The following is a 20,641-nucleotide window of genomic DNA, read 5'->3' on the forward strand; positions in this document are numbered from 1 at the left end:
CACCGGCGGGGTCATCGGCACGCCGCAGTACATGGCTGGAGATCGCCCGGCGGGTGCGGGCCACGGAGCATCCGCCGGCGGCGACGGTGGCGGACGCGGGCGCGGGAGTGGGTCAGTTCGGCCCGGGCGGTACGGGCGCGGGGACCGGGACGACCGGCGCCTTCACCGGGGTCCACCATGCGGACACGGCGTCCACGCCGCCCCGGCCCGCCGGGCCGCCGCAGCCGAGCCACCCGACGTTCGCGCCGGGCCCGAGCCCCGCATCCGCCCCTGCCGCTCCCGCCTCGAAGGGGTTCCGGGGCGGGCTCGTCGCCGCCTCCCTCGTACTGGCCGTCCTCGCGGGAGCGGGCGCCGCGCTCTGGCTGACGGACGGGGACGACTCCAAGGACGATGCCAAGTCGCCCGCCGCCCGGCAGGAGGCCCAGGCCCCGCCCGCGTCCCCGGACCCGGCCCGGGCCTCCTCCACGCCGAAGGCCTCGCCCTCGGCCGCCTCCTCGCCGAAGGCCGCGTACACGGTGGTCTTCCAGGACAAGCCCCTGACCCTGCGGACCCCTTCCTCCGGCACGGGAACGCACGTCGACCTGGACGCCCCGAAGGTCCATCCCAACGGGAAGATCGGGAAGATCCCGGACATGGAGCTCACCTACCAGACCTGGAGCGACGAGGGTCTGGAGTTCCTGACGGCCACGGGCAGGAGTCCGGGCAGTACGCCGGAGGAGTGCCGGGAGGCCGTCGGCACCGACGCCATGCCGTCCAAGCTGTACGGCGACCAGCTGAGGCCGGGCAAGGTGCTCCCGAAGGGGACCGTGCTGTGCACCGTCACCAGCGACGGCAACCTGGCCATGCTCCGCATCACCGACGTCCTGATCGATACGAGCAGGTCGGCCCTGAACCCCATGCCCGACTACGTCACCACGCTCACGCTCTGGAAGACCGGGTGATACGTCGGCCGGGGCCCGCGACCGGGCCCCGGCCGAGAGACCGCACTCAGACCTGCGCCCCGGGCCGCGTCCTTCGCTTCGACGCCGCGAAGCCCATCAGCAGGTCCGCCGCCAGGAACACCAGCAGGCTGATGCCCACCATCGGTACGAACCAGCCCGCGAGGGCCGTCGCGGCGGCCAGCGGCAGCAGCACGGTGACCGGCAGCTTGCGCCACGCCCCGCGCGGCTGGGGGCGGCCGGCCGAGAGCCTGCGCTCCTTGGTCGGGCGGCGCAGCCACCACATGCGATATCCCCAGACGACCATGAACATCACCAGGACCGCCAGCGCGGCCAGCGCCAGCTGGTTGGCGAACCCGAAGGTCAGGCCCATGTGCAGATCGATGCCGAAGCGGGTCAGCTGCGCGAGCAGCGGGTGGTCGGCGAAGCGGAGTTCGCCGAGGATCCGGCCGTCGGCGGGGTCCACGGAGACCGCGTCCAGGTGCACCGGCAGCTGCTTGTCCTGCTCCTTGAGCACGTATCCCTTGCCCTGGGCCGGCAGGGTGATCCGCAAGGACTCGGTGACCCCGGCGGCCCGGGCCGCGGCCACCACCGCGTCGATGCCGATGCCGTCGGCCGGGGCGGGCGCCGCCGCCTGGTCACCGCCGGCCGCGCCGTGCCCGGCGTGCTCACCACCGGCTTCGGCGGCCGGGGCTCCGGGGAGCTTCGCGGAGACGGCCGGGGTGCTGCCGCCGAGGCGGTCCTGAAGCTCCCCGATGTTCTCGCCGGCGTACTTCGACCAGGTCAGGCCGGTGGCGGAGAGGCCGACGAGGGCGACCGCGATCCAGACGCCGACGGAGCCGTGCCAGGACAGGGTCTTGCGTCGGCCGGCCGCCGTGCGGTCGGGCACGACGAGGGCGGCCCTGCGCGCACGGTTGCGGCCGATCCACAGCGCGAGCCCGCCGAGCGCGACCACCCACAGCCAGCTCGCGGCGAGCTCGCTGTAGTTCCGGCCGAACTCCCCGAGCTGCAGGCTGGAGTGGAGCTCGCTCAGCCAGGCCCGCAACGGCAGCGCGTCACCGACGGTGGTGAGCTTTCCGCGGACCTCGGCCGTATACGGGTCGACGAACACGGTGAGGGTCTCGCCCTCGGCGAGTCCCGGGCTTTCCATGATCACCCGGGTGGTGGCATCCGCCTCGGGCGCGGGCCACACGGCCGTCACCGTGCCCTGGGGCGCGGCCTTCTCGGCGGCGGCGACCTGGGCGCCGAGCGGCTGCGCGCTCGCGCCGACGCGGTCGACCGTCAGCTGGTCGGCGTAGAGGATCTTCTCGGCCTGCCAGGAGCCGGCGTAGAGCAGCCCGGTGGTGGCGGCGACGAACAGGAGCGGGGCGATCAGCACCCCGGCGTAGAAGTGCAGGCGCAGCAGCAGCGGCCGCAGGGCGGCCCAGGTGCCGGGCGTGCGGGCGGGGGCGTCGGGGTCCGCTGCGCGGAGTTCCGCGGCCTCGTCGAGAGACATGGGTGTCCTAGGTGTTGGCGAAGACATGGGTGAGCGGCCCCAGGTCTCGCCCCCTCACCGAGGAGGTGCGCCGTTCGGTCAGGCGCGGGCAGGGCGGCCGGGGGCCGTGATACGGATCCGTCCGCGCACGGGCGGCCCGCGCCGTTCGGCGGTGTGCGCGTGCACGGCGCCGCGCAGGGTCCGCGGCCGCTCGTATCCGGCGGTCCGGAACGCGGGCGTCGCCGGGACGGGGAGCCCGCGCGGCCGGAGCAGGGCGAGCACCCGGGAGAGCGGCCGGGCTGCGAGCAGTGCCCCGGCCGCGAGGGCGGCGGCGAGCCGGAAGACGGCGGCCTCGCCCCAGGCCAGCCAGAGCGCGCAGAACAGCCCGGCGAGCACGTGTGCGGCGATCATGCCGAGTCCGTCGTGGGCGTGGCCGGCCGCCATGTCGCCCATGCCGGCCATACCGCTCATGCCCTCCATCGCGTGCATGCCGTCCATGCCGTCCATGCCGTCCATCGAGTGCATGGAGTGCATGGAGTGCATGTCCTCCGTGTCCGCACCCTCCAGGCCCACGCCCACGCCCATGCCCATGCCCACGCCCACGCCCATGCCCACGCCCATGCCCATGCCCACGCCCGTCACCGGCCCGCTCCCGCCCGAGGCGGAGAAGACGAGGTGCAGGACCGTCTGCACGGCGAGCAGCGCGGCGGTGATGGGGAGCGGTCCGCGCCGGCGCCCGGCGGAGAGCCAGGCGAGCCCTCCGGTCATCCCGAATGCGGCCAGAAGGCCCAGTGCGGGAATGTCCGTACCGGACATGTACGAATGCCCCGCCGCGCCCAGTGCGACGGCCACCGCCGCGAATACCGCGGCCCGCGTGGCGCGCATCGGCGCGGGGCTGTGTGACATGACCTGCGAATGCTGCCATGGGCCCCCGGCTCGCCCCGCGGCACCCCCGTGGCCGATCATGGCCCGATGAGCCCCTTGGCGTGGACGGTCCCGGTGAGCACGGTATATACGGGCACGGTCCAGCTGGGGGCGTACGCCCTGGGGCGGCTGGATCCGGCGGCGCGGGAACGGCTGCTGATCCGCTGCTCCACCAACGCCGACAACCTGGACGCCGGCCGCTGGGAGACCCTGCCGGCCAGCGCGCTCCTCGTGGAGGAGCCGATGCCGCTGCCGTACGCGCTGCTGCTGGCCGCCGTCCTCGGGTACGCCGAGTACGCCTACGGCGCCTGGTGGACGGCCGCCGCCTTCCTGTTCGGGCACGTCACGGCGACCCTCCTGGTGTACGGGGTGCTGCGCCGGACGGCCGGGCCGCGGACCCGGCGAGCGGTGGACGTGGGCACCAGCTACGGGTTCAACACCGTCCTCGGGGCGCTGACCTCGGCGCTTGCGCGCGGGCCGGTGCGCACCACCGCCCGGGTCGGGTTGCTGGCACTCGCCGTCCGCCCGGTGCTGCGGCGGGAGCGGACCTTCACCGATGCCGGGCACCTGGTGGCTCTCGGGCTCGGCCTCGGGGTCTCCCTGGCCGCCGATTACCTTTCCGGAGCGAAATCTCCGAAAATCAGATAGATGACACGCGTCACCCGGCGTGCATCGTTCCGAGCCGTTCAGTTCTCCGATCATTCGATTCACTGATCACGTTGGAGCCGCCACGATGACCGTCACCCCCGCCAAGACCGTCGCCAACCTCCGGGACCTCGGCGGCACCCCGCTCTCCGGCGGCCGCAGCATCCGCCCGGGTCTGGTGCTGCGCGCGGGCCAGCTCGACCGGCTCGACCTCGAGGTCGACCAGGCGGTGGCCGCGCTCGGCATCGCCACCGTCGTCGACTTCCGCACCGACGTGGAGCGCGGCGACCACCCGGACCGGATACCGGCCGGCGCCCGGCTGCTCATCGCCGACGCCCTGGCCGACAAGGTGACGGCCGACACCGCGGGCGACGGCGACCCCGGGAGGATTCCCGCCGCCCAGCTCAAGGAGCTGCTGTCCGACCCGGTGGTGGCCGAGGAGCACTTGGGCGGCGGCAAAGCGCAGGCCCTGTTCGCCAGCATCTACCGCTCGCTGGTCAGCTCCGCCTCGGCGCAGTCCGCGTACCGGCTGCTGCTCACCGAGCTCGCCGACCCGCGGTCCGGACCGCTGCTCTTCCACTGCACGGCGGGCAAGGACCGTACGGGCTGGGGCGCGACCGTGGTCCTGTCGCTGCTGGGCGCCGACGACGAGACGCTGATGAGCGAGTACCTGTCGGTCAACCCGGCGGTGCGGATCGCCTTCGCCCCGATGATCGAGGGCTTCACCGCGGCCGGCGGGGACCCGGACATCGCGCTGGCGCTGATCGGCGTCTTCCCCTCCTACCTGGAGGCCGCGCTCGACGAGGTGAACACGCGCTACGGCTCGATGGAGAAGTACGTGCGCGAGGGGCTCGGCGTCTCCGACGAGACGGTCGAGGCGCTGCGCGCCCGCCTCGTCGTGTGAACCCCTGCGGCCGTTGAGGGGGCGGCCGGTCCGAACGCGCGCGCTGGGACCGGGTGACCATCCGACCATTCGCTCGTTCTGCTGAACGTGACTGCGCCGGATACCGCCACCCGCCCCCCCTCCCCCGACGTCGAACAGGCCGAGGCCGCCATCGTCGAGCACTATCCCCGGCTGGTGCGGCTGGCCTACCTGGTGCTGCCGCCCGCCCTCGGCCGCAACCGGCGGGTCCTCACCGCCCACTCGATGGCCCAGCGCGCCCTGCCGCGCGGCCGCCGGGACGGAGCGGCCGCCGCCCAGGCGGCGGTGCAGGGCGGGGTGCCGGGACAGCGGGGCGGCGCCGGTCCGGAGTCCGGTTACGCGTACGTACGGCTGCGGGTGCTGCGCTCCGCCCTGGAGGCCGGGATCCCGCTGACGTTCCGCGCACTGCCCCGGCGTACGCAACTGCCGCCGCTGCTCCCCCAGGTGTGGGGGCTGCGGCTGTTCCCGCGCTCCGGCGGCGCCGAGGAGCTGGCCCTCGACCAGTGGCTGGCCACCCTCGACGGGCCGGGCCGAGCGGCCTGCGTACTGCGGGCGCTGGAGCGGCTGCCCGAGCCGGAGGTGCTGCGGGTGCTGGCGGAGGCCGGGGTGGTCAACCCGGCGGCCGCCGTCGCGGAATCCGGTGATCCGGCGACCGACGAGCTGTTCGCCTCCCCCGAGTTCGATCCCTGTGTGCTCCAGGCGCGGCCCACCGATCTGCTGCGCCGCCGCCGGCTCGTACGGGCCGGGATCGCCGCCGGGATCGCCCTCGCCGTATGCGGGGCGCTGCTCGCGCTGCCGGGCGGCGGGTGGGGGACCGACGGGGCCGCCGCCCCGCTCTACGCGAAGAACGCGGCGGCGGAGCAGGCTCTGGACCCCGGGCAGCTGGTCCGGGTCGCGCCCACGCTCTGGCGTACGTCCTCCCGTACCGACTACTCCGGCTGGCCCGCGCGCGGCGACCGCGTCGACGACGCCGTGCTGCTGCGGCGGGCGTTGGCCGTCTGGGCCCGGCCGGGCCGCTCGGTCGTGGTCTCGGCCACCCCGGGCACCCCGTCCGGGCCGCCGATGGGGCCGCCGCAGCTGCTGTTCGCCGGCACCGTCGACCAGGCCGTCGTGGTCCTGCTGTACGACGGCCTGCGCGTGGTGCGGTACGCCGAACCGCGCTCCGGTACCGATATCGCCGCCCTCGACTTCGCCCGGACCGACGGGGCCTCGGCGGACACGGCGACGGCCCTGGTGCTCAGCCGGGTCGACGGCAACGTCCGCTATCTGGCGGCCCCGTGGGTGACGGGCGCGGCGCTGCGGGACCTGGTGAAGCCGGGCGGCGCCCCGGCCAAGCTCAAGCTGACGCCGGAGGGGGTCACTCCGCCGGTGGCGAGCCCCGCCCCGGACGGTACGTGTACGAGCTGGAACGCCCTGGCCGTGACCGGCGACGGCGCGACCCGGCTGATCACCGACCTGGGCGAGCTGACCCCGGCCCGGCTGACCTCGGGGGCGCCGGGCGCCGAGCGGAACGTGACGGAGGGCGCGGAGCTGGGCGACTGGTCGCGGATCGCCTGCCTGCTGCCGTCGGTGCGCTCGCACGGGGTCCGCACGGTCAACGCGTGGACGTACGCGAAGCAGCCGCTGCCGGGGGGCGACGGCACCGCGACCTGGCTGTGCACCCGGGCGGAGACCTGGCAGGGCACGGCGGACCGGGTGCAGGCGCAGTTCCTGGCCCCGGGGGCGCCGCTGGCCGCGCAGGCGGCGAAGGCGGAGGGCTCGCCGGCGTGCGGGCCGCGGGAGCCGCGGGTGCTGGCCGGGGTGCTGTGGAAATCGAAGGCCGGGCAGTGGTACGTACTGGCGGCGGGCAGTGCGCAGTTCGCCTCGCTGACCGTGGGCGGCGGCCAGGTGAGCGGGGTCGCCACGGGCAACCGGCTGGCGGTGAAGGCTCCGGCGGGGGCGCAGGTGGAGCTGACGGGCAAGCTCACGGACGGTTCGAAGGCGGGCGTGCTGAGGTAGCCCGGGGCGGGGGCGGCAGGAAGTGCCGGCAGAGGGGTTTCCCTCCCTTCTACCCATCAGTACATTGACGCCATGTCTAATACGCCGCCCGCGTCGCCCGCCCCCGTGGCGTCGGAACACATAGATCTCAAGGCCCGCGACGTGTCCTTCTCCTGGGAGGACACCCCGCTGCACTGGCTGCCCGGCGACCCCTTCGCCAACCACACCATCAACGTGCTGCACCTGCTGCTCCCGGCGGGCGAGCGCTGGTTCGTGCACGTCTACAAGCAGGTGCTCCCGTACATCACGGACGAGCGGCTGCGCGAGGACGTCGTCGGGTTCATCGGCCAGGAGGCCATGCACGCGAGCGCGCACGACGACGTACTCCCCCACCTCAAGCGGCTGGGCCTGGACCCGACCCCCTACACGGCCCAGGTCGACTGGCTCTTCGAGAAGCTGCTCGGCGACCGGACGCTGCCGCCGGGCGGGGCCCGCAAGTGGTGGCTGATGGAGCGGGTGGCGATGATCGCCGCGATCGAGCACTACACGGCCTTCCTGGGCAACTGGATCCTCAACGCCGAGGAACTGGACCGGCGCGGCGCGGACCCGATGATGCTGGACCTGCTGCGCTGGCACGGCGCGGAGGAGGTCGAGCACCGGTCGGTGGCCTTCGACCTCTTCATGCACCTGGACGGCAACTACCGCCGCCGGGCCCGCACCTGGGCCACCGCCTTCACGGCGCTGGTCTTCCTGTGGCAGCGCGGATCGCGCTACTTCATGGAACACGACCCCGGGCTCCCGCCCGGCTCCAAGGCCTCGGTGGGCCAGTTCTACCGCTCGGGCCGCAAGGGGACCCTGCCGTCCGCGGGCGCGATGCTGAAGTCGATCCCGACGTACCTCGCGCGTACGTACCACCCTTCGCAGGAGGGCTCCACGGCGCAGGCCGTCGCCTACCTGGCCTCCTCGCCCGGCGCCAACGGCGGTCTCCACCCGGCGAACGGCGGTCTCCACGGATGAACCGCGCCCTCACGGTGACCGCGCTCGCGGGCGCCGCATGGCTGGCGAAGCGCGCGATCGGCAGGCGCATCGACGCCGGATCCCCCCTCTGGCCGCTGCCCGCGCTGGAGGTCCCGGTGTCGGGGCACTCGCCGCGCCGGTGGATCCCGGCGCTGATCGTGTCCCGTACGGAGCCTGCGCACGGAGTCCTGTCCCTGACGCTGGAATCGGCGGACCTCCCGGACTGGACCCCGGGCGCGCACCTGGACGTACAGCTCCCGTCGGGGCTGGTCCGCCAGTACTCCCTGTGCGGCGACCCCGCCGACCGGGGCCGCTACACGATCGCGGTCCGGCTCGTGGAGGACGGCCGCGGCGGCTCGCGCGAGGCGCACGCCCAGCTGGTGGAGGGCACGGAACTTCCGGTCCGCCCGCCCCGCAACCGCTTCCCCCTCACCCCGGCCCCGTCCTACGCCTTCGTCGCCGGCGGCATCGGCATCACCCCGCTCCTGCCGATGCTCCGGGAGGCGACGGCGGCGGGCGCGGCCTGGACCCTGCTCTACGGGGGCCGCTCGCGCGCCTCGATGCCCTTCCTGGCCGAACTCGCCCGGTACGGCGACCGGGTCACGGTCGTCCCCGAGGACGAGGCCGGACTCCCCGACCTGTCCGCGCTAGGCGCGCTCGGCCAGGACACCCTGGTCTACTGCTGCGGCCCGGCCCCCCTGATGGCGGCCGTCGAAGCGGCCGCCGCCCCTGCGGGCGCCCCGGTCCACCTTGAGCGCTTCGCACCGGCGGCCGGCGGCGGAGACGCGAAGCCCTTCACCGTGGAACTGCGCCGCTCGGGGCGGGTCGTGGAGGTGGCGGCGACGGAGTCCGCACTGACCGCTGTGCGCCGGGAGCTGCCCAATACCCCGTACTCCTGCGAGCAGGGCTTCTGCGGCACCTGCCAACACCGGGTCCTGGCGGGGGACATCGATCACCGCGACACCCTCCTCACGGACGGCGAACACGAGGATTCGATGCTCCTGTGTGTCTCCCGCGCAGCCTCGGACCACCTGGTCCTGGACCTCTGAGGGACTGGCCGGTCACCTGTGCGCGAGCGCGCAGTAGGGTGTCCGCATGACAACCGGGGTGCGGCGCAGGATGGGTGTCGAGGAGCGGCGGCAGCAGCTGATCGGGGTGGCGCTGGAGCTGTTCAGCCACCGGTCGCCCGACGATGTGTCCATCGACGAGATCGCGGCGGCCGCGGGGATATCGCGGCCGCTGGTCTACCACTACTTTCCCGGCAAGCTGAGCCTGTACGAGGCAGCGCTGCGGCGGGCGGCCGACGAGCTCGCGCTGCGGTTCGTGGAGCCCCAGGAGGGGCCGCTCGGCGCGCGGTTGCTCCGGGTCATGGGGCGGTTCTTCGCCTTCGTCGACGAGCACGGGCCCGGTTTCTCGGCGTTGATGCGGGGCGGTCCGGCGGTCGGCAGCAACCGGGCCAACGCGATGATCGACGAGGTGCGGCAGGCCGCGTACGAGCAGATCCTCTCGCACCTGGGCGTCGACCGGCAGGATCCGCCCGCCCGGCTGGAACTCGTGGTGCGCTCGTGGGTGTCGCTGGCCGAGTCGACCGCGCTGATCTGGCTGGACGGACGGCGGATCCCGCGCGCCGAGCTGGAGTTGCAGCTGGTGCACGATTTCGCGGCGCTGGCCGCGGTGAGCGCCGCCTACGACGCCGAGATGGCGGGCATTCTCGTACGGATCCTCGTGGACGAGCCGGCCGATGGGCCGTTCGGGGAACTGGTGGGGCGGCTGGCGGCCCTGGTGCCCGTCGCCACGGGCGGGACGTCGGTACCCGGTCCGCGTTGATCAACGTTTCTTGATCGAATACCGCGCAATAATGCCCGCGTGATCATTGACGACGGGATCGTGTTCCGGCAGGCCGAGGAGAAGGACGCCGGCACGCTGGTGGCGCTGTACGACCAGGCCGCCCGCTGGATGGCCGCGCACGGCATCGAGCAGTGGAAACCCGGGGAGAAGGACGCCGCGCACTTTCACGCGATCATGCGCGAGGGCGAGGTGTGGATCGCCTCCGACGGCGACGGGCACGCGGTCGGGGCGTACGAGCTGTGGTGGTCCGACGAGGAGGCCTGGGGCATCCAGCCGCCCGTGGCAGGCTACGTGCACCGGCTCATGGTCGAACGCGAGGCCGCGCCCGCCGGGGCCGGCCGGCGGCTGCTCGAACACTCCGAGCGGCGCATCGCCAGGACCGGCCGCGAGCGGGCGCGGCTGGACTGCGTCTCCACCAACCCCCGGCTGCTCGCGTACTACCAGGGCGCGGGCTACCGGGTGGTCGGGGAGTTCCCCCACAAGGAGGGCAGGGACGGGCGGGTGTACGGGGTGATCCTGCTGGAGAAGCGGCTCGATCAGCTCACCGTCGTCTGACCGGCCGCCTCCCACAGGATTCCCGCCCGGGAACTAGCCCCGCTTGAAGACCGCCACCGAGCGGGCAGGGACCGTGAACTCCCCCTTCGCCGCCGCGTAGGCCGACTTCTTGACCACCGTGTCCGTGCCCGCCGCCTGCACCGGGTGCAGGGCGTAGGCCGTGCCCGCGAGGGCCGGGACGCGCTGGGTCTGCGCGTCCGGGGCGGCGTTGAAGACCACCACCAGGTCGCCCAGGGTCATCGTGATCACGCCCGGGGTCTCTTCGTGGCCCGAGAGGGGGAAGGCCAGCTTCGACTGGACCGCCTCGACGGTGGTCAGGGCGAACGCCGGTTCCGCCGTACGGATCCTCAGCAGGTCGCGGTACGCGGACGAAGCGCCGTCGATCTCCGCGCAGCCGGGGGCGGACGCCGCCAGCAGGGGCTTCGCGTAGGGCCACTTCGAGAGGTTGTCGGCGGCCGGCGGCAGGCCGCGGCCGAAGCCGTTTCCGTCCCGGCAGTCCCAGTGGATGGCGTTGAACCAGTCCCCGCTGTCGTAGGAATTGCGGTCCAGGGACTTGGAGCGGAGCAGGTCCGTGCCCGCCTGCGAGAGGGCCGGCCCCTGGGAGAGGGCGGCGACGGACATGGCCAGGACCTGCGCACGGGCCCGGTCGGCCGCCGAAGTGCCCTCCGGGAGCTTGAACGCCAGGGCGTCGAAGAGCGACTCGTTGTCGTGGGCGTCGACGTACGCGAGCGCGTCGCCGGGCGCCGCCGCGTATCCGGCCGGGGCGCCGTTGTAGTCCACCTCGGAGCCCTTGACCGCGCGGCCGGTGGAATCCGTGAAGGCGTAAGGGGCGAGGTTGCCGGTCAGCCCGACCTTGATCAGGTCCTGGTCGTGGAGGAGCCGGACGCGCTGCTGCTCCGCGGTGCCGTTCGCCGGGGAGGCGTTCGGGGCGGTGAACAGGCCGGAGGCGAAGCCCTGGACGCGCGGGTCCTCGTCGAAAGGACCGCCGCCGCGCACCGCGTCACGGGCGCGGTCGGAGAAGGTGGCGATACCGGTGCCGGCCATGTTCTGCTGCGTGGCCTGGACGAAACGGGCGTCGTTCGCGACCTCCCCGAAGTTCCAGCCCTCCCCGTAGAGGACGATCTTCTTGCCGTCCACGCCGTCCTTGGCGACGGTCAGCGCGTCGAGGGCGGCGCGCACGGCCAGGATGTTGGCCTTCGGGTGGTGGCCCATGAGGTCGAAGCGGAAGCCGTCGACCTTGTACTGCTTGGCCCAGGTGACCACCGAGTCCACCACGAGTCGCCCCATCATGGCGTTCTCGGGGGCGGTGTTGGCGCAGCAGCTGGAGTTGGCGACGGAGCCGTCGGCCAGCAGCCGCTGGTAGTAGCCGGGGACGATGCGGTCCAGCACCGACTTGTCGGACTGGCCGGACGCCACCGTGTGGTTGTAGACCACGTCCATCACCGTGCGCAGGCCCGCGCCGTTCAGCGACTGCACCATGCGGCGGAACTCCACCGTGCGCGCCGTGCCGTTCGGGTCGCTCGCGTACGAGCCCTCGGGGACCGTGTAGTGCAGCGGGTCGTAGCCCCAGTTGTAGGCGTCCTTCGCGGCCGCGGCGGCCACGCAGGCCTGCTGCTCCTCGGAGTCGGGGGCGTAGACCTTCAGGTCGCAGGCGGGCTCGGTGCGGTCCGCGGGCTTCTCCGGGATGGTGCCGATGTCGAAGGCGGGCAGGAGGTGGACGTACGAGGTCCCGGCGGCGGCCAGGTCGCGCAGGTGGCGCATGCCCGTCGAGGCGGTGTCCGTGAAGGCCAGGTACTGGCCGGGGTGGGTGTTGGTGCGGTCGGCGACGGAGAAGTCGCGGATGTGCAGCTCCTGGATCTGCGCGGAGGTGAACGGCACGGGCGCGGGCTTCTTCAGTTCGCGCCAGCCGGCCGGGGCCAGCTTCGGGTCGGCCAGGTCCACGGCCAGGCTGTACGCGGAGTCCGTGGTCAGGGCGGTGGAGTACGGGTCGGTGACGAGGTTTCGGACCACCTGCGCCGTGCTCGGGGCCCACACGGTGACGGCGTAGCGGTAGCGCTTGCCGGTCCAGCCGCGCTCACCGCGCACCGACCAGACGCCGGTGGCGTCGTCGCGGCGCATGGCCACGGTGCGGCCGTCCAGTTCCAGGGCGACCTGCTGGGCGGTCGGGGCCCAGACGGAGAGGGTGGGGCGGCCGTCCTTGAAGACGGGGCCGAGCTGGGCGCCGGTCGTGTAGAGGTCGTCGAGGGCACCGGCGAGCTGCACGCCGGTGGCGGCGAGGACGGCGCCGTTGGCGGCACGGGCACTTGCCACGAGCTGGCCGCGCAGGGCTTCCCGTACGCGGTCCCGGTCGCGCGGGTCGACCGTGTAGGCGGCGTACGCGGCCAGGTGCGGGAACTTCTGCTTCTGGGCGGCGGTCAGCTCGGACTTGGCCAGGCGCAGCCACTGGGCGCGGCCGGTCAGGGCGCCGTTCTCCACCTTGACGGCGCCTTCGCGGGAGGCGAGGAGCTGGAGGGAGGCGGCGGCCTGCGGGGCGTTCCAGGCGACGGTGTCGCGGTCGATCCAGACGGCCTGGGCCTTGGTGAGGTCCAGGGCGGCGGCGCTGCCGGCCGGCTGCGGGAGGAGGTACTTCTCCTTGCCGCCGAGCATCCACACCTCGTTGCCGTTGGCCTTCACGTCGAGGGACTGGTCGGTCGGGAGGTCCTTCGCGTCGCCGTTGTGGAGGATGTAGCTGAGGGTGGCGGCCCCGGCGGCGAGGGGGACCTCGTACACCGCGCCGTAGGAGTCGGTGCGGACGGGGAGCACCGGCTTGGACCACTCCGTGGGCGTCGCCGCTCCGGTCCAGACGTGCAGGCCCCAGCCCTCGTAGGCGCCGTCGGGGCGCTGGTAGTGCAGGACGGCCTTCGACTGGTCCTGCGGCGGGTAGGCGGGACGCTCGGGGCGGGGGGCTTCCTTGCCCTGGTCGAGCCAGACCTCGCCGGTCTTGGTGACGTCGAGGGTGCGGTCGGTGGCGACGTCCTTGTTGCCGTCCTTGTCGATGACGAGGTAATTGACGCTGCTCGCACCGGGCTTGAGCCTGACGTAGGCGAAGGCGCCGTACGCGTCGCGGCCGGTGAAATCGTGCCCGGCGGGCCACGTGGTGGCCTCGCCCTCGGCGAGGTCGCCCCAGGCGTACAGGCGCCAGTCGGTGTAGTCGCCGTCGGGGCGGTTGTAGTGGACGATCGCGTAGTCGCGCTGGGTGGCGGTGGGGATCTCGGCGGGCGGGGTCTGGCCGGCGGTGGATGCGGCGAGGGCGCTCGCGGTGCGGCCGGCGGAGTCGACGACGACGGCCTTGTAGCGCAGCGGGGTGCCGGCGGCGGCCGTCACATGCTGGGTGACCTTGTACGGGGCGTGGTCGGCGGAGCCGAGGACCTGCCACTTGTCGGTGCCGGTCTGGGCGGCGAACACGACCCGGCTCAGGGGGTCGCCGGTCACCACGGCGGAGAGCTCGACGGTGCCGGTGGCACCGGGGGCCGGGGCCTTGAGGGTGACGGAGGGCTTGGCGGAGGAGGCGGCGGGCTTGGCGGTCGGGGCGGTCGCCTGGAGGACGACGGTGCCGAGCGCGGGGAGGGTGACGGTGAGCTTGCCGGCGGCCGAGGCGCGCGGGAGGGCCTTGTCTGCGGCTGCTCCTCCTGCGTACAGGGTGCGGTACTGGGCGCCGGCCGGGGCGTCGAGTTCTATGGTGCGGGGCTCGGTGGCGTTGTTGGCCGCGACCAGGTACTCGGTGCGGGTACGGGTGTCGGTGCGGGCGAAGGCGTAGGCCGAACCGTCGGAGAAACGTTCACTCTGAACGCCGTCGCGGAGGGCCGGGTTGTCCTTGGCCAGCTTCGAGAGAGCACTGATCTGCTTGTAGAGCGGGTGCTCCGGATCGTAAGCATCGCTCGCATGCGTGCGCGCCGTTCCGAGCTGGTCGTCGTCCAGGTAGTCGGCCGCCCGAGAGGCGAAGAGGGGCTGGCGCGCATCCTTGTCGCCGCCCGCGCCGGTGAAGCCCTGCTCGTCGCCGGAGTAGATCACCGGGTTGCCCCGGGAGAGGAACATCAGCTCATTGGCCAGCCGGTAGCGGTCCAGCAGCTCCTGCTCGCCCGCGCCGGGCCGGTCCTGCTTCAGGAAGGTCCCGAAGCGGCCCATGTCGTGGTTGCCGAGGAAGGTGACCTGCTCGTAGGCGTTCGCCTTGTCGGTGGTGTACCGGTAGTCGTCGCCGAAGACGGAGGCCAGCCGGCCGGCTCCCGCGCCCTGGGCGGCGTAGGAGCGGATCGCCTCCTGGAGCGGGAAGTCGAGGGTGGCGTCGAGCCGGCCCCGGGTCACGTACGGGGAGGTGACCGCGGTGTCGGCGGAGTAGACCTCGCCGAACATGAAGAAGTCCTTGCGGCCGCGCTTGGCCGCGTACGCGTCGAGGGCGGTGGCCCACTGCGTCCAGAACCCCAGGTCGACGTGTTTCACGGTGTCGATCCGGAAGCCGTCGATGTCGAAATCCTTGACCCACTTCTCGTAGATCTTCTCCATCCCCTCCACGACCTCGGGACGCTCGGTCCACAGGTCGTCGAGGCCGAAGAAGTCGCCCTGGTCGGACGATTCGCCGGCGAAGGTGGAGTCGCCCCGGTTGTGGTACATCGTCGGGTCGTTGAGCCAGGCCGGGGACTTCAGGTTCTTCTTCGCCGCCGGGACGAAGGGGGTGCGGGGGAAGGAGTCGCCGTCCACGGCCGGGAACTTCCCCCCGCCGTCGGCGTGGTCCGCGTCCTCGAACGGCAGCCCGTCCTTGGCGAGGTAGGGGAAGGCGCCCTTGGAGAGGTACCCGTAGGACGCCTCCCGGTAGTCCACGACGTCGGCGGTGTGGTTGGTGATGACGTCGAAGAAGACCTTCATCCCCTTCCCGTGCGCCTTGTCGATCAGCCGCTCCAGGTCGGCGTTGGTCCCGAAGTGCGGATCGACCTGGGTGAAGTCCGTGATCCAGTACCCGTGGTAGCCGGCCGAGGCGTCCTTGCCCGTCCCCTGCACCGGCTGGTTCTTGAAGATCGGCGCCATCCAGATGGCCGTGGTGCCGAGCCCCTTGATGTAGTCCAGCCGGTCGGTGAGCCCCTTGAGGTCCCCGCCCTGGTAGAACCCCTTGTCCGTCGGGTCCAGCCCGGTCTCCAGCCGGGAACCGGTCAGACCGCCCCGGTCGTTGCGCGGGTCGCCGTTCGCGAACCGGTCCGGCAGCACGAAGTAGAACTGCTCCCGGGTCAGATCGTGTCGCGCGGACTCGGCGGCCATCTTGCCGTCCGAAGGTGGAGCCGGCGGCGCTTTGGCGGCGGCCGACGCGGCGGCCGGGAGGGCGGGCAGGAGCGTCACGGCCAGGGTGGCGGCGAGCACTCCGGCGGCGCCGGCGAGGGCGGGGCGTATCAAGGCGGATCTCCTCGGGTGCGGGACGGGGTGGGGCGGGAGGGTCAGTTGCGCCAGGTGTCGGTCAGCGTGACCTTGCCGTTCGCGGGGACCGTGGCGGACCGGTTGGCTCCGCTCTCCCAGGTGACGTTCCCGGCGGCGTCCTTGCGGACGTACTTGTACGCGAAGACCGTGCCGGGCGGGAGCGTGACGTCGAGCTTCCAGACGGGGTAGGCGGCCGGGTCGAGCTTGAGGGCGCTGGCGGTGTTCCAGTTGCCGAGCTCGGCGCGGTCACCGGTGACGTAGATGTTCTGGCCGATGACGGTGGTGGCGTTGACGGCGAAGGAGGCCCCGGCGGCGGTGATGGGGGTGGCGGTGGGCGTCGGGGTAGGCGTCGAAGTCGGGGTCGGGCTCGGCGTCACGACGGGTCCGCTTCCGCAGCTCCGTGCACCCGCGTGCAGGGCGACGGCCGTCCCGGCACCGAGGGTGGCGGTGAACCGCCCGCCGGAGTCCACGGCGACCGCGCGACCGCTCTGCACGTCGCAGTAGTCACCGGCCGGCAGGGAGGTCTGGAAGGTCCGGGTCAGCGCGGAGGACTCGTGGTTGATCGCCACGTACGCCTTGGCACCGCGCCCGAAGGCGATCTGGTCGCCCCCGTTGTCCCACCAGTCCGTGACGGCCTGGCCGCGTGCGGAGTTGCGGAAACCGACCATGGAGGAGATCTCCCGCCAGTCGTGCTGGCACTTCCACCCGTCGGTGTAACAGGCGTTCACCGCGCCGCCGTTGGGCGGACCGGCATCCCGGTCGGTCCACTCGTAGCCGGAGTGCACGTCGGGCGACCCGTAGGGCCAGGCCAGCATGAAGACGCTGGCGAGCGTGTAGGCGGAGCCGTTCTTGTAGCTCAGCGTGTCGCCACCGCGCTCGGTGTCGTGGTTGTCGACGAAGACACCGGCCTGGCTTCCGGGCATGTACCCCCACGCCTCGCCGAAGTTCTTCAGGTTGGCGAGGTTCTCGCTCTGGAAGACCCTCTTCAGGTCGCGGGCGTAGCGGAACTCCTGCACGTCGCCGCTACCGAGGTACTCGGTGGGCGAGACGGCCTCGCCGGCGCCGTGGATCGCCTCCTGCTTCCAGTAGGCGTTCGGGTTGCTCAGCCGGCTCTTGATGTTGGTGAGGTCGGCGGCGGGCATGTGCTTGGCGGCGTCGATCCGGAACCCGTCGACGCCGAGGGAGAGCAGGTCGTTGAGGTAACCCGCGATCCGGCCGCGTACGTACTCCTCGCCCGTGTCCAGGTCGGCGAGCTGGACGAGCTCGCAGTTCTGGACGTTGCCGCGGTCGCCGTAGTTCGAGATCGAGGACCGGCAGTCGTCCATGTCCGAGCCGGAGTAGATGCCGGGGTAGTTGTACTTCGTGTACGAACTGCCGCCGGTACCGGTCCCGTCGGAGGCCGCCATGTGGTTGATGACGGAGTCGGCGACGACCTTCACGCCGGCGGCGTGACAGGCGTCGACCATGGCCTTGAAGGCGGCACGGTCACCCAGCCGGCCGGCGATCTTGTAGCTGACGGGCTGGTACGAGGTCCACCACTGGCCGCCTTGGATGTGCTCCTGCGGGGGCGAGACCTGGACGTAGCCGTATCCCGCGGGCCCGAGGCTCTCCCCGCACGCCTTGCCCACGGACTCGAACCGCCACTCGAACATGACGGCGGTGACGTCCTTTTCCCCAGGTGCGGCGGCTACCGCCTCCGGGGCGGGCCCACCGACCACGGCGAGGGCGGTCACGGCGGTGACGGCGGACACGGAGAGCAGCGCGGCGGCGGCTCTGACGGCGCGAGCACGGGTCAGCATGGGGTGTTCCTCCTGGCGGAGAGGCACGGAGCCGGGTGGGGACCGGTCACGGCCGAGTCGGGGATTGCAGCGACCGTAGGTGCCAGGCGGAAGGCCTGCAAGACTTTGCGCAAGAGGTTGCAGAATTGTTTCGGGCGGGGGCGCGGCGGGTCGGGGGTGGGGCGCGGGCTGCGGGCCGAGCGGGGGCTGCGGGAGGTGCCCGGCGGGGGTGGGGTGGGTGGCTTGGGCTGCGGGGTGGGTGGTGGCTGCGTGAGTGCCGGTGGGCGTCCCTCCAGTCCAGCGTCCTTTCGGTGTGGGCCGGTCGGTCAAGGGCGCTCCTTCGTCGCGTCGCTACGCGATGGCCTTCGGCCACCCTTGAGGGACCGGCCCGGCACGGAATGACACTGGACACCCGGGCTCCCCCCGGAGCCCGACGCAGCCAGACCCCAACCCGCAGCACAGGCCCCCGTGACCCCAGGTACCGGGAAACTCTCCCTACCCCCCCGGCCCCTGACCCGTGGACCCCCGTACCACCAGTTCCGGCTGGAAGACGTACTCCGTGCGTTGGACCGGGGTGCCGGCCACCGCCTCCAGGAGGGCTCCGACCGCCGCCGTGGCCATGGCGCGTACCGGCTGGCGGACCGTTGTCAGGGGTGGGTCCGTGAAGGCGATCAGCGGGGAGTCGTCGAAGCCGACCACCGAGACGTCCTCCGGGACGCGCAGCCCCCGTTCGCGGGCGGCCCGGATGACGCCCAGCGCCATCGGGTCGCTGCCGCACACGATGCCCGTGCAGCCCCGGTCCAGGAGGGCTCCGCCGGCGGCGTGGCCGCCCTCCACCGTGAACAGGGTGCTCTGGATCAGGCCGTCGGCGGCGGCCGACGGGAGGGCGGCGATGAAGCCCGCCTCCTTGCGGGCCGACGGGACGTAGCGCGTCGGCCCGATCGCGAGGCCGATCCTGCGGTGGCCGAGGTCCTCCAGATGCCGTACCGCCATCTCCGCCGCCGCGCGGTCGTCGGGGGAGATGAAGGGGGCCTGGACCTGTTCGTTGAAGCCGTTGATCAGGACGAACGGGACTCCGCGGGCCGACAGTCGCTGGTAGCGCGACGGGTCCGCCGAGGAGTCCGCGTGCAGGCCCGACAGGAACACGATGCCGGTGACACCGCGCTCCTCCAGCTGCTCCACCAGTTCGTCCTCGGTGGCCCCGCCCGGGGTCTGCGTGCACAGCACCGGTGTGTAGCCGTGCCCGGCAAGCGTCTGCTCTATCACCTGGGCGAACGCCGGGAAGATCGGGTTGGTGAGCTCCGGGGTCAGCAGGCCGACCAGGCCGTTGCTGCGCCGGCGCAGCCGGACCGGGCGTTCGTAGCCCAGCAGGTCCATGGCGGCCAGCACCTTGTGCCGGGTGCCGGACGCCACGCCCGCCTTGCCGTTGAGCACGCGGCTGACGGTCGCCTCGCTGACCGCGGCCTGCGCGGCGATGTCCGTCAGCCGCAGCGGGGAGGTCACCCCCGCCACCACACCGCCGTGTCGGCGGGCAGCACCGACGGGTCGGGGAGGTCCCCGCTCGCCAGCAGCGCCGTGCCGGGCGCGGGCATCCGTACCGGCTCGGCGGTCGTGTTCACCGTGCAGGTGAAGTCCCCCCGGCGGAAGGCCAGGACGCCCTCGGGGGCATCCAGCCACTCCACCGCGTCGCCCGCGCCCAGCTCCGGGTGCGAGCGGCGCAGGCGCAGCGCGGCGCGGTAGAGCTCCAGGGTCGAGGCCGGGTCGCCGGTCTGCGCGGCCACGCTCAGGCCGGCCCACTCGGCGGGCTGCGGCAGCCAGCTGCCGCCCGTACCGAAGCCGTACGGGGCTTCGGTACCCGACCACGGGATCGGTACGCGGCAGCCGTCGCGCAGCCCGTCCTGCCCGGCGCCGCGGGCGAAGGCCGGGTCCTGGCGGACGGAGTCGGGGAGTTCGGTGACCTCGGGGAGGCCGAGCTCCTCGCCCTGGTAGACGTACGCCGATCCGGGCAGGGCGAGCATCAGCAGCGCGGCCGCCCGCGCCCGGGCGAGGCCTTGCTCGCCGCCGCCGTAGCGGGTGACGTGGCGTACGACGTCGTGGTTGGACAGCACCCATGTGGTGGGGGCGCCCACCGGGCGCATCGCGTCCAGGGATTCGTCGATGGTGGCGCGCAGCGCCTTCGCGTCCCAGCCGGTGTTCAGGTAGTGGAAGTTGAAGGCCTGGTGCAGTTCGTCGGGCCGCAGGTACATGGCCGTGCGGTCGGCGCTGGGCGTCCAGGCCTCGGCGACGCCGATGCGGTCGCCCGCGTACTCGTCGAGGACCAGGCGCCAGGAGCGGTAGATCTCGTGGACGCCGTCCTGGTCGAAGAAGGGCAGCACCTGGTTGCCGAGCAGCTTGAGCTGTTCGCCGCGGCCGAGGTCGGGCAGGCCGGGGGCCTTGACCAGGCCGTGGGCCACGTCGATGCGGAAACCGTCGGCGCCGAGGTCGAGCCAGAAGCGCAGGATCGAGCGGAACTCGTCCTGGACGGCGGGGTGTTCCCAGTTGAAGTCGGGCTGCTCGGGGGCGAAGAGGTGCAGGTACCACTCCCCGTCGGCGATCCGGGTCCAGGCCGGCCCGCCGAAGATGGATTCCCAGTCGTTGGGGGGCTCGGTGCCGTCGGCGCCTCGGCCGGGGCGGAAGTGGAAGCGTTCGCGCAGCGGGCTGCCCGGGCCTTCGCGCAGCGCCTGCTTGAACCATTCGTGCTGGTCGGAGCAGTGGTTGGGGACCAGGTCGACGATGATCCGCAGGTCCAGGGCGTGGGCTTCGCGGATCACGGCGTCGGCGTCGTGGAGGCTGCCGAACATCGGGTCGATGGCCCTGTAGTCGGCGACGTCGTAGCCCGCGTCGGCCTGCGGGGAGGCGTAGAAGGGGCTGAGCCATACGGCGTCGACCCCGAGCTCCTTGAGGTAGGGAAGTCGGCTGCGGATGCCTTCGAGGTCCCCCATGCCGTCTCCGTTGGAGTCGGCGAAACTGCGCGGATAGACCTGGTAGATCACCGCTTCTCTCCACCAGCCGGGCTGGGTGCCGGTGGAGGTGGGGAGCGCGTCGGCGAGGTGCTGGGTCATGTCGTCCTTGGAGAGGTCGGGCC

At 72.8% G+C, this 20,641-nt stretch carries 14 protein-coding genes; 8 read left to right on the top strand and 6 right to left on the bottom strand.

Translation table 11 applies throughout. From position 1 onward, the window contains the following. Positions 1-53: 53 nt before the first annotated feature. Positions 54-941 (top strand): hypothetical protein, encoded by an 888-nt coding sequence (locus OTB20_RS10335; RefSeq protein ID WP_267816603.1) that lies wholly within the window; start codon positions 54-56, stop codon positions 939-941. A gap of 46 nt (positions 942-987) precedes the next feature. Here OTB20_RS10335 and OTB20_RS10340 read toward each other — a convergent pair whose 3' ends face one another. Both OTB20_RS10340 and OTB20_RS10345 read right to left on the bottom strand, forming a co-directional pair. Next, complete coding sequence (locus OTB20_RS10340) at positions 988-2,433, bottom strand: PepSY-associated TM helix domain-containing protein (protein WP_267816605.1); 1,446 nt, start codon at positions 2,431-2,433, stop codon at positions 988-990. A gap of 78 nt (positions 2,434-2,511) precedes the next feature. Continuing rightward, positions 2,512-3,318, bottom strand: a complete 807-nt coding sequence (locus tag OTB20_RS10345; protein ID WP_267816606.1) for a hypothetical protein — start codon at positions 3,316-3,318, stop codon at positions 2,512-2,514. 66 nt (positions 3,319-3,384) lie between these two features. Between OTB20_RS10345 and OTB20_RS10350 the strand changes: the two genes are divergently transcribed. From OTB20_RS10350 to OTB20_RS10380, 7 genes are all read left to right on the top strand, one after another. Then, the gene (locus OTB20_RS10350) at positions 3,385-3,984 is read left to right on the top strand and encodes a rhomboid-like protein (RefSeq protein WP_267816608.1); all 600 of its coding nucleotides are present in this window, start codon (positions 3,385-3,387) and stop codon (positions 3,982-3,984) included. 85 nt (positions 3,985-4,069) lie between these two features. Next, a complete protein-coding gene (locus OTB20_RS10355; protein WP_267816610.1) occupies positions 4,070-4,885 on the top strand; it encodes a tyrosine-protein phosphatase in 816 nt (271 codons plus the stop codon). Between the two features lie 87 nt (positions 4,886-4,972). Continuing rightward, positions 4,973-6,901: a hypothetical protein gene (locus OTB20_RS10360; protein WP_267816612.1), complete on the top strand. Its 1,929-nt coding sequence runs from the start codon at positions 4,973-4,975 to the stop codon at positions 6,899-6,901. Between the two features lie 72 nt (positions 6,902-6,973). Then, positions 6,974-7,897 carry a metal-dependent hydrolase gene (locus tag OTB20_RS10365; RefSeq protein ID WP_267761366.1) on the top strand — a complete coding sequence of 308 codons (924 nt, stop codon included), beginning with the start codon at positions 6,974-6,976 and terminating at the stop codon, positions 7,895-7,897. Then, positions 7,894-8,946, top strand: coding sequence for a PDR/VanB family oxidoreductase (locus OTB20_RS10370; protein WP_267816614.1), 1,053 nt, complete (start codon positions 7,894-7,896; stop codon positions 8,944-8,946). Before OTB20_RS10365 ends, OTB20_RS10370 begins: the two co-directional genes overlap by 4 nt. Positions 8,947-8,992: 46 nt before the next feature. Beyond that, positions 8,993-9,724, top strand: a complete 732-nt coding sequence (locus tag OTB20_RS10375) for a TetR/AcrR family transcriptional regulator (protein WP_267816616.1) — start codon at positions 8,993-8,995, stop codon at positions 9,722-9,724. A gap of 39 nt (positions 9,725-9,763) precedes the next feature. After that, complete coding sequence (locus OTB20_RS10380) at positions 9,764-10,300, top strand: GNAT family N-acetyltransferase (RefSeq protein WP_267816618.1); 537 nt, start codon at positions 9,764-9,766, stop codon at positions 10,298-10,300. A 33-nt stretch (positions 10,301-10,333) separates the two neighbouring features. Here OTB20_RS10380 and pulA read toward each other — a convergent pair whose 3' ends face one another. The 4 genes from pulA to OTB20_RS10400 form a co-directional block, all read right to left on the bottom strand. Further along, positions 10,334-15,718 (bottom strand): pullulanase-type alpha-1,6-glucosidase, encoded by a 5,385-nt coding sequence (gene pulA / locus OTB20_RS10385; RefSeq protein ID WP_420716365.1) that lies wholly within the window; start codon positions 15,716-15,718, stop codon positions 10,334-10,336. A gap of 41 nt (positions 15,719-15,759) precedes the next feature. Further along, a complete protein-coding gene (locus tag OTB20_RS10390; protein ID WP_267816620.1) occupies positions 15,760-17,538 on the bottom strand; it encodes a carbohydrate-binding module family 20 domain-containing protein in 1,779 nt (592 codons plus the stop codon). A gap of 474 nt (positions 17,539-18,012) precedes the next feature. Then, entirely contained in the window at positions 18,013-19,029 is a 1,017-nt protein-coding gene (locus OTB20_RS10395; RefSeq protein ID WP_267816622.1) for a LacI family DNA-binding transcriptional regulator, read from the bottom strand. Next, a complete protein-coding gene (locus OTB20_RS10400; RefSeq protein WP_267816624.1) occupies positions 19,017-20,618 on the bottom strand; it encodes a glycoside hydrolase family 13 protein in 1,602 nt (533 codons plus the stop codon). Before OTB20_RS10400 ends, OTB20_RS10395 begins: the two co-directional genes overlap by 13 nt. Between the last annotated feature and the right edge of the window lie 23 nt (positions 20,619-20,641).

It is taken from the genome of Streptomyces sp. H27-H1, from assembly GCF_026627445.1.
Classification (GTDB): Bacteria; Actinomycetota; Actinomycetes; order Streptomycetales; family Streptomycetaceae; genus Streptomyces.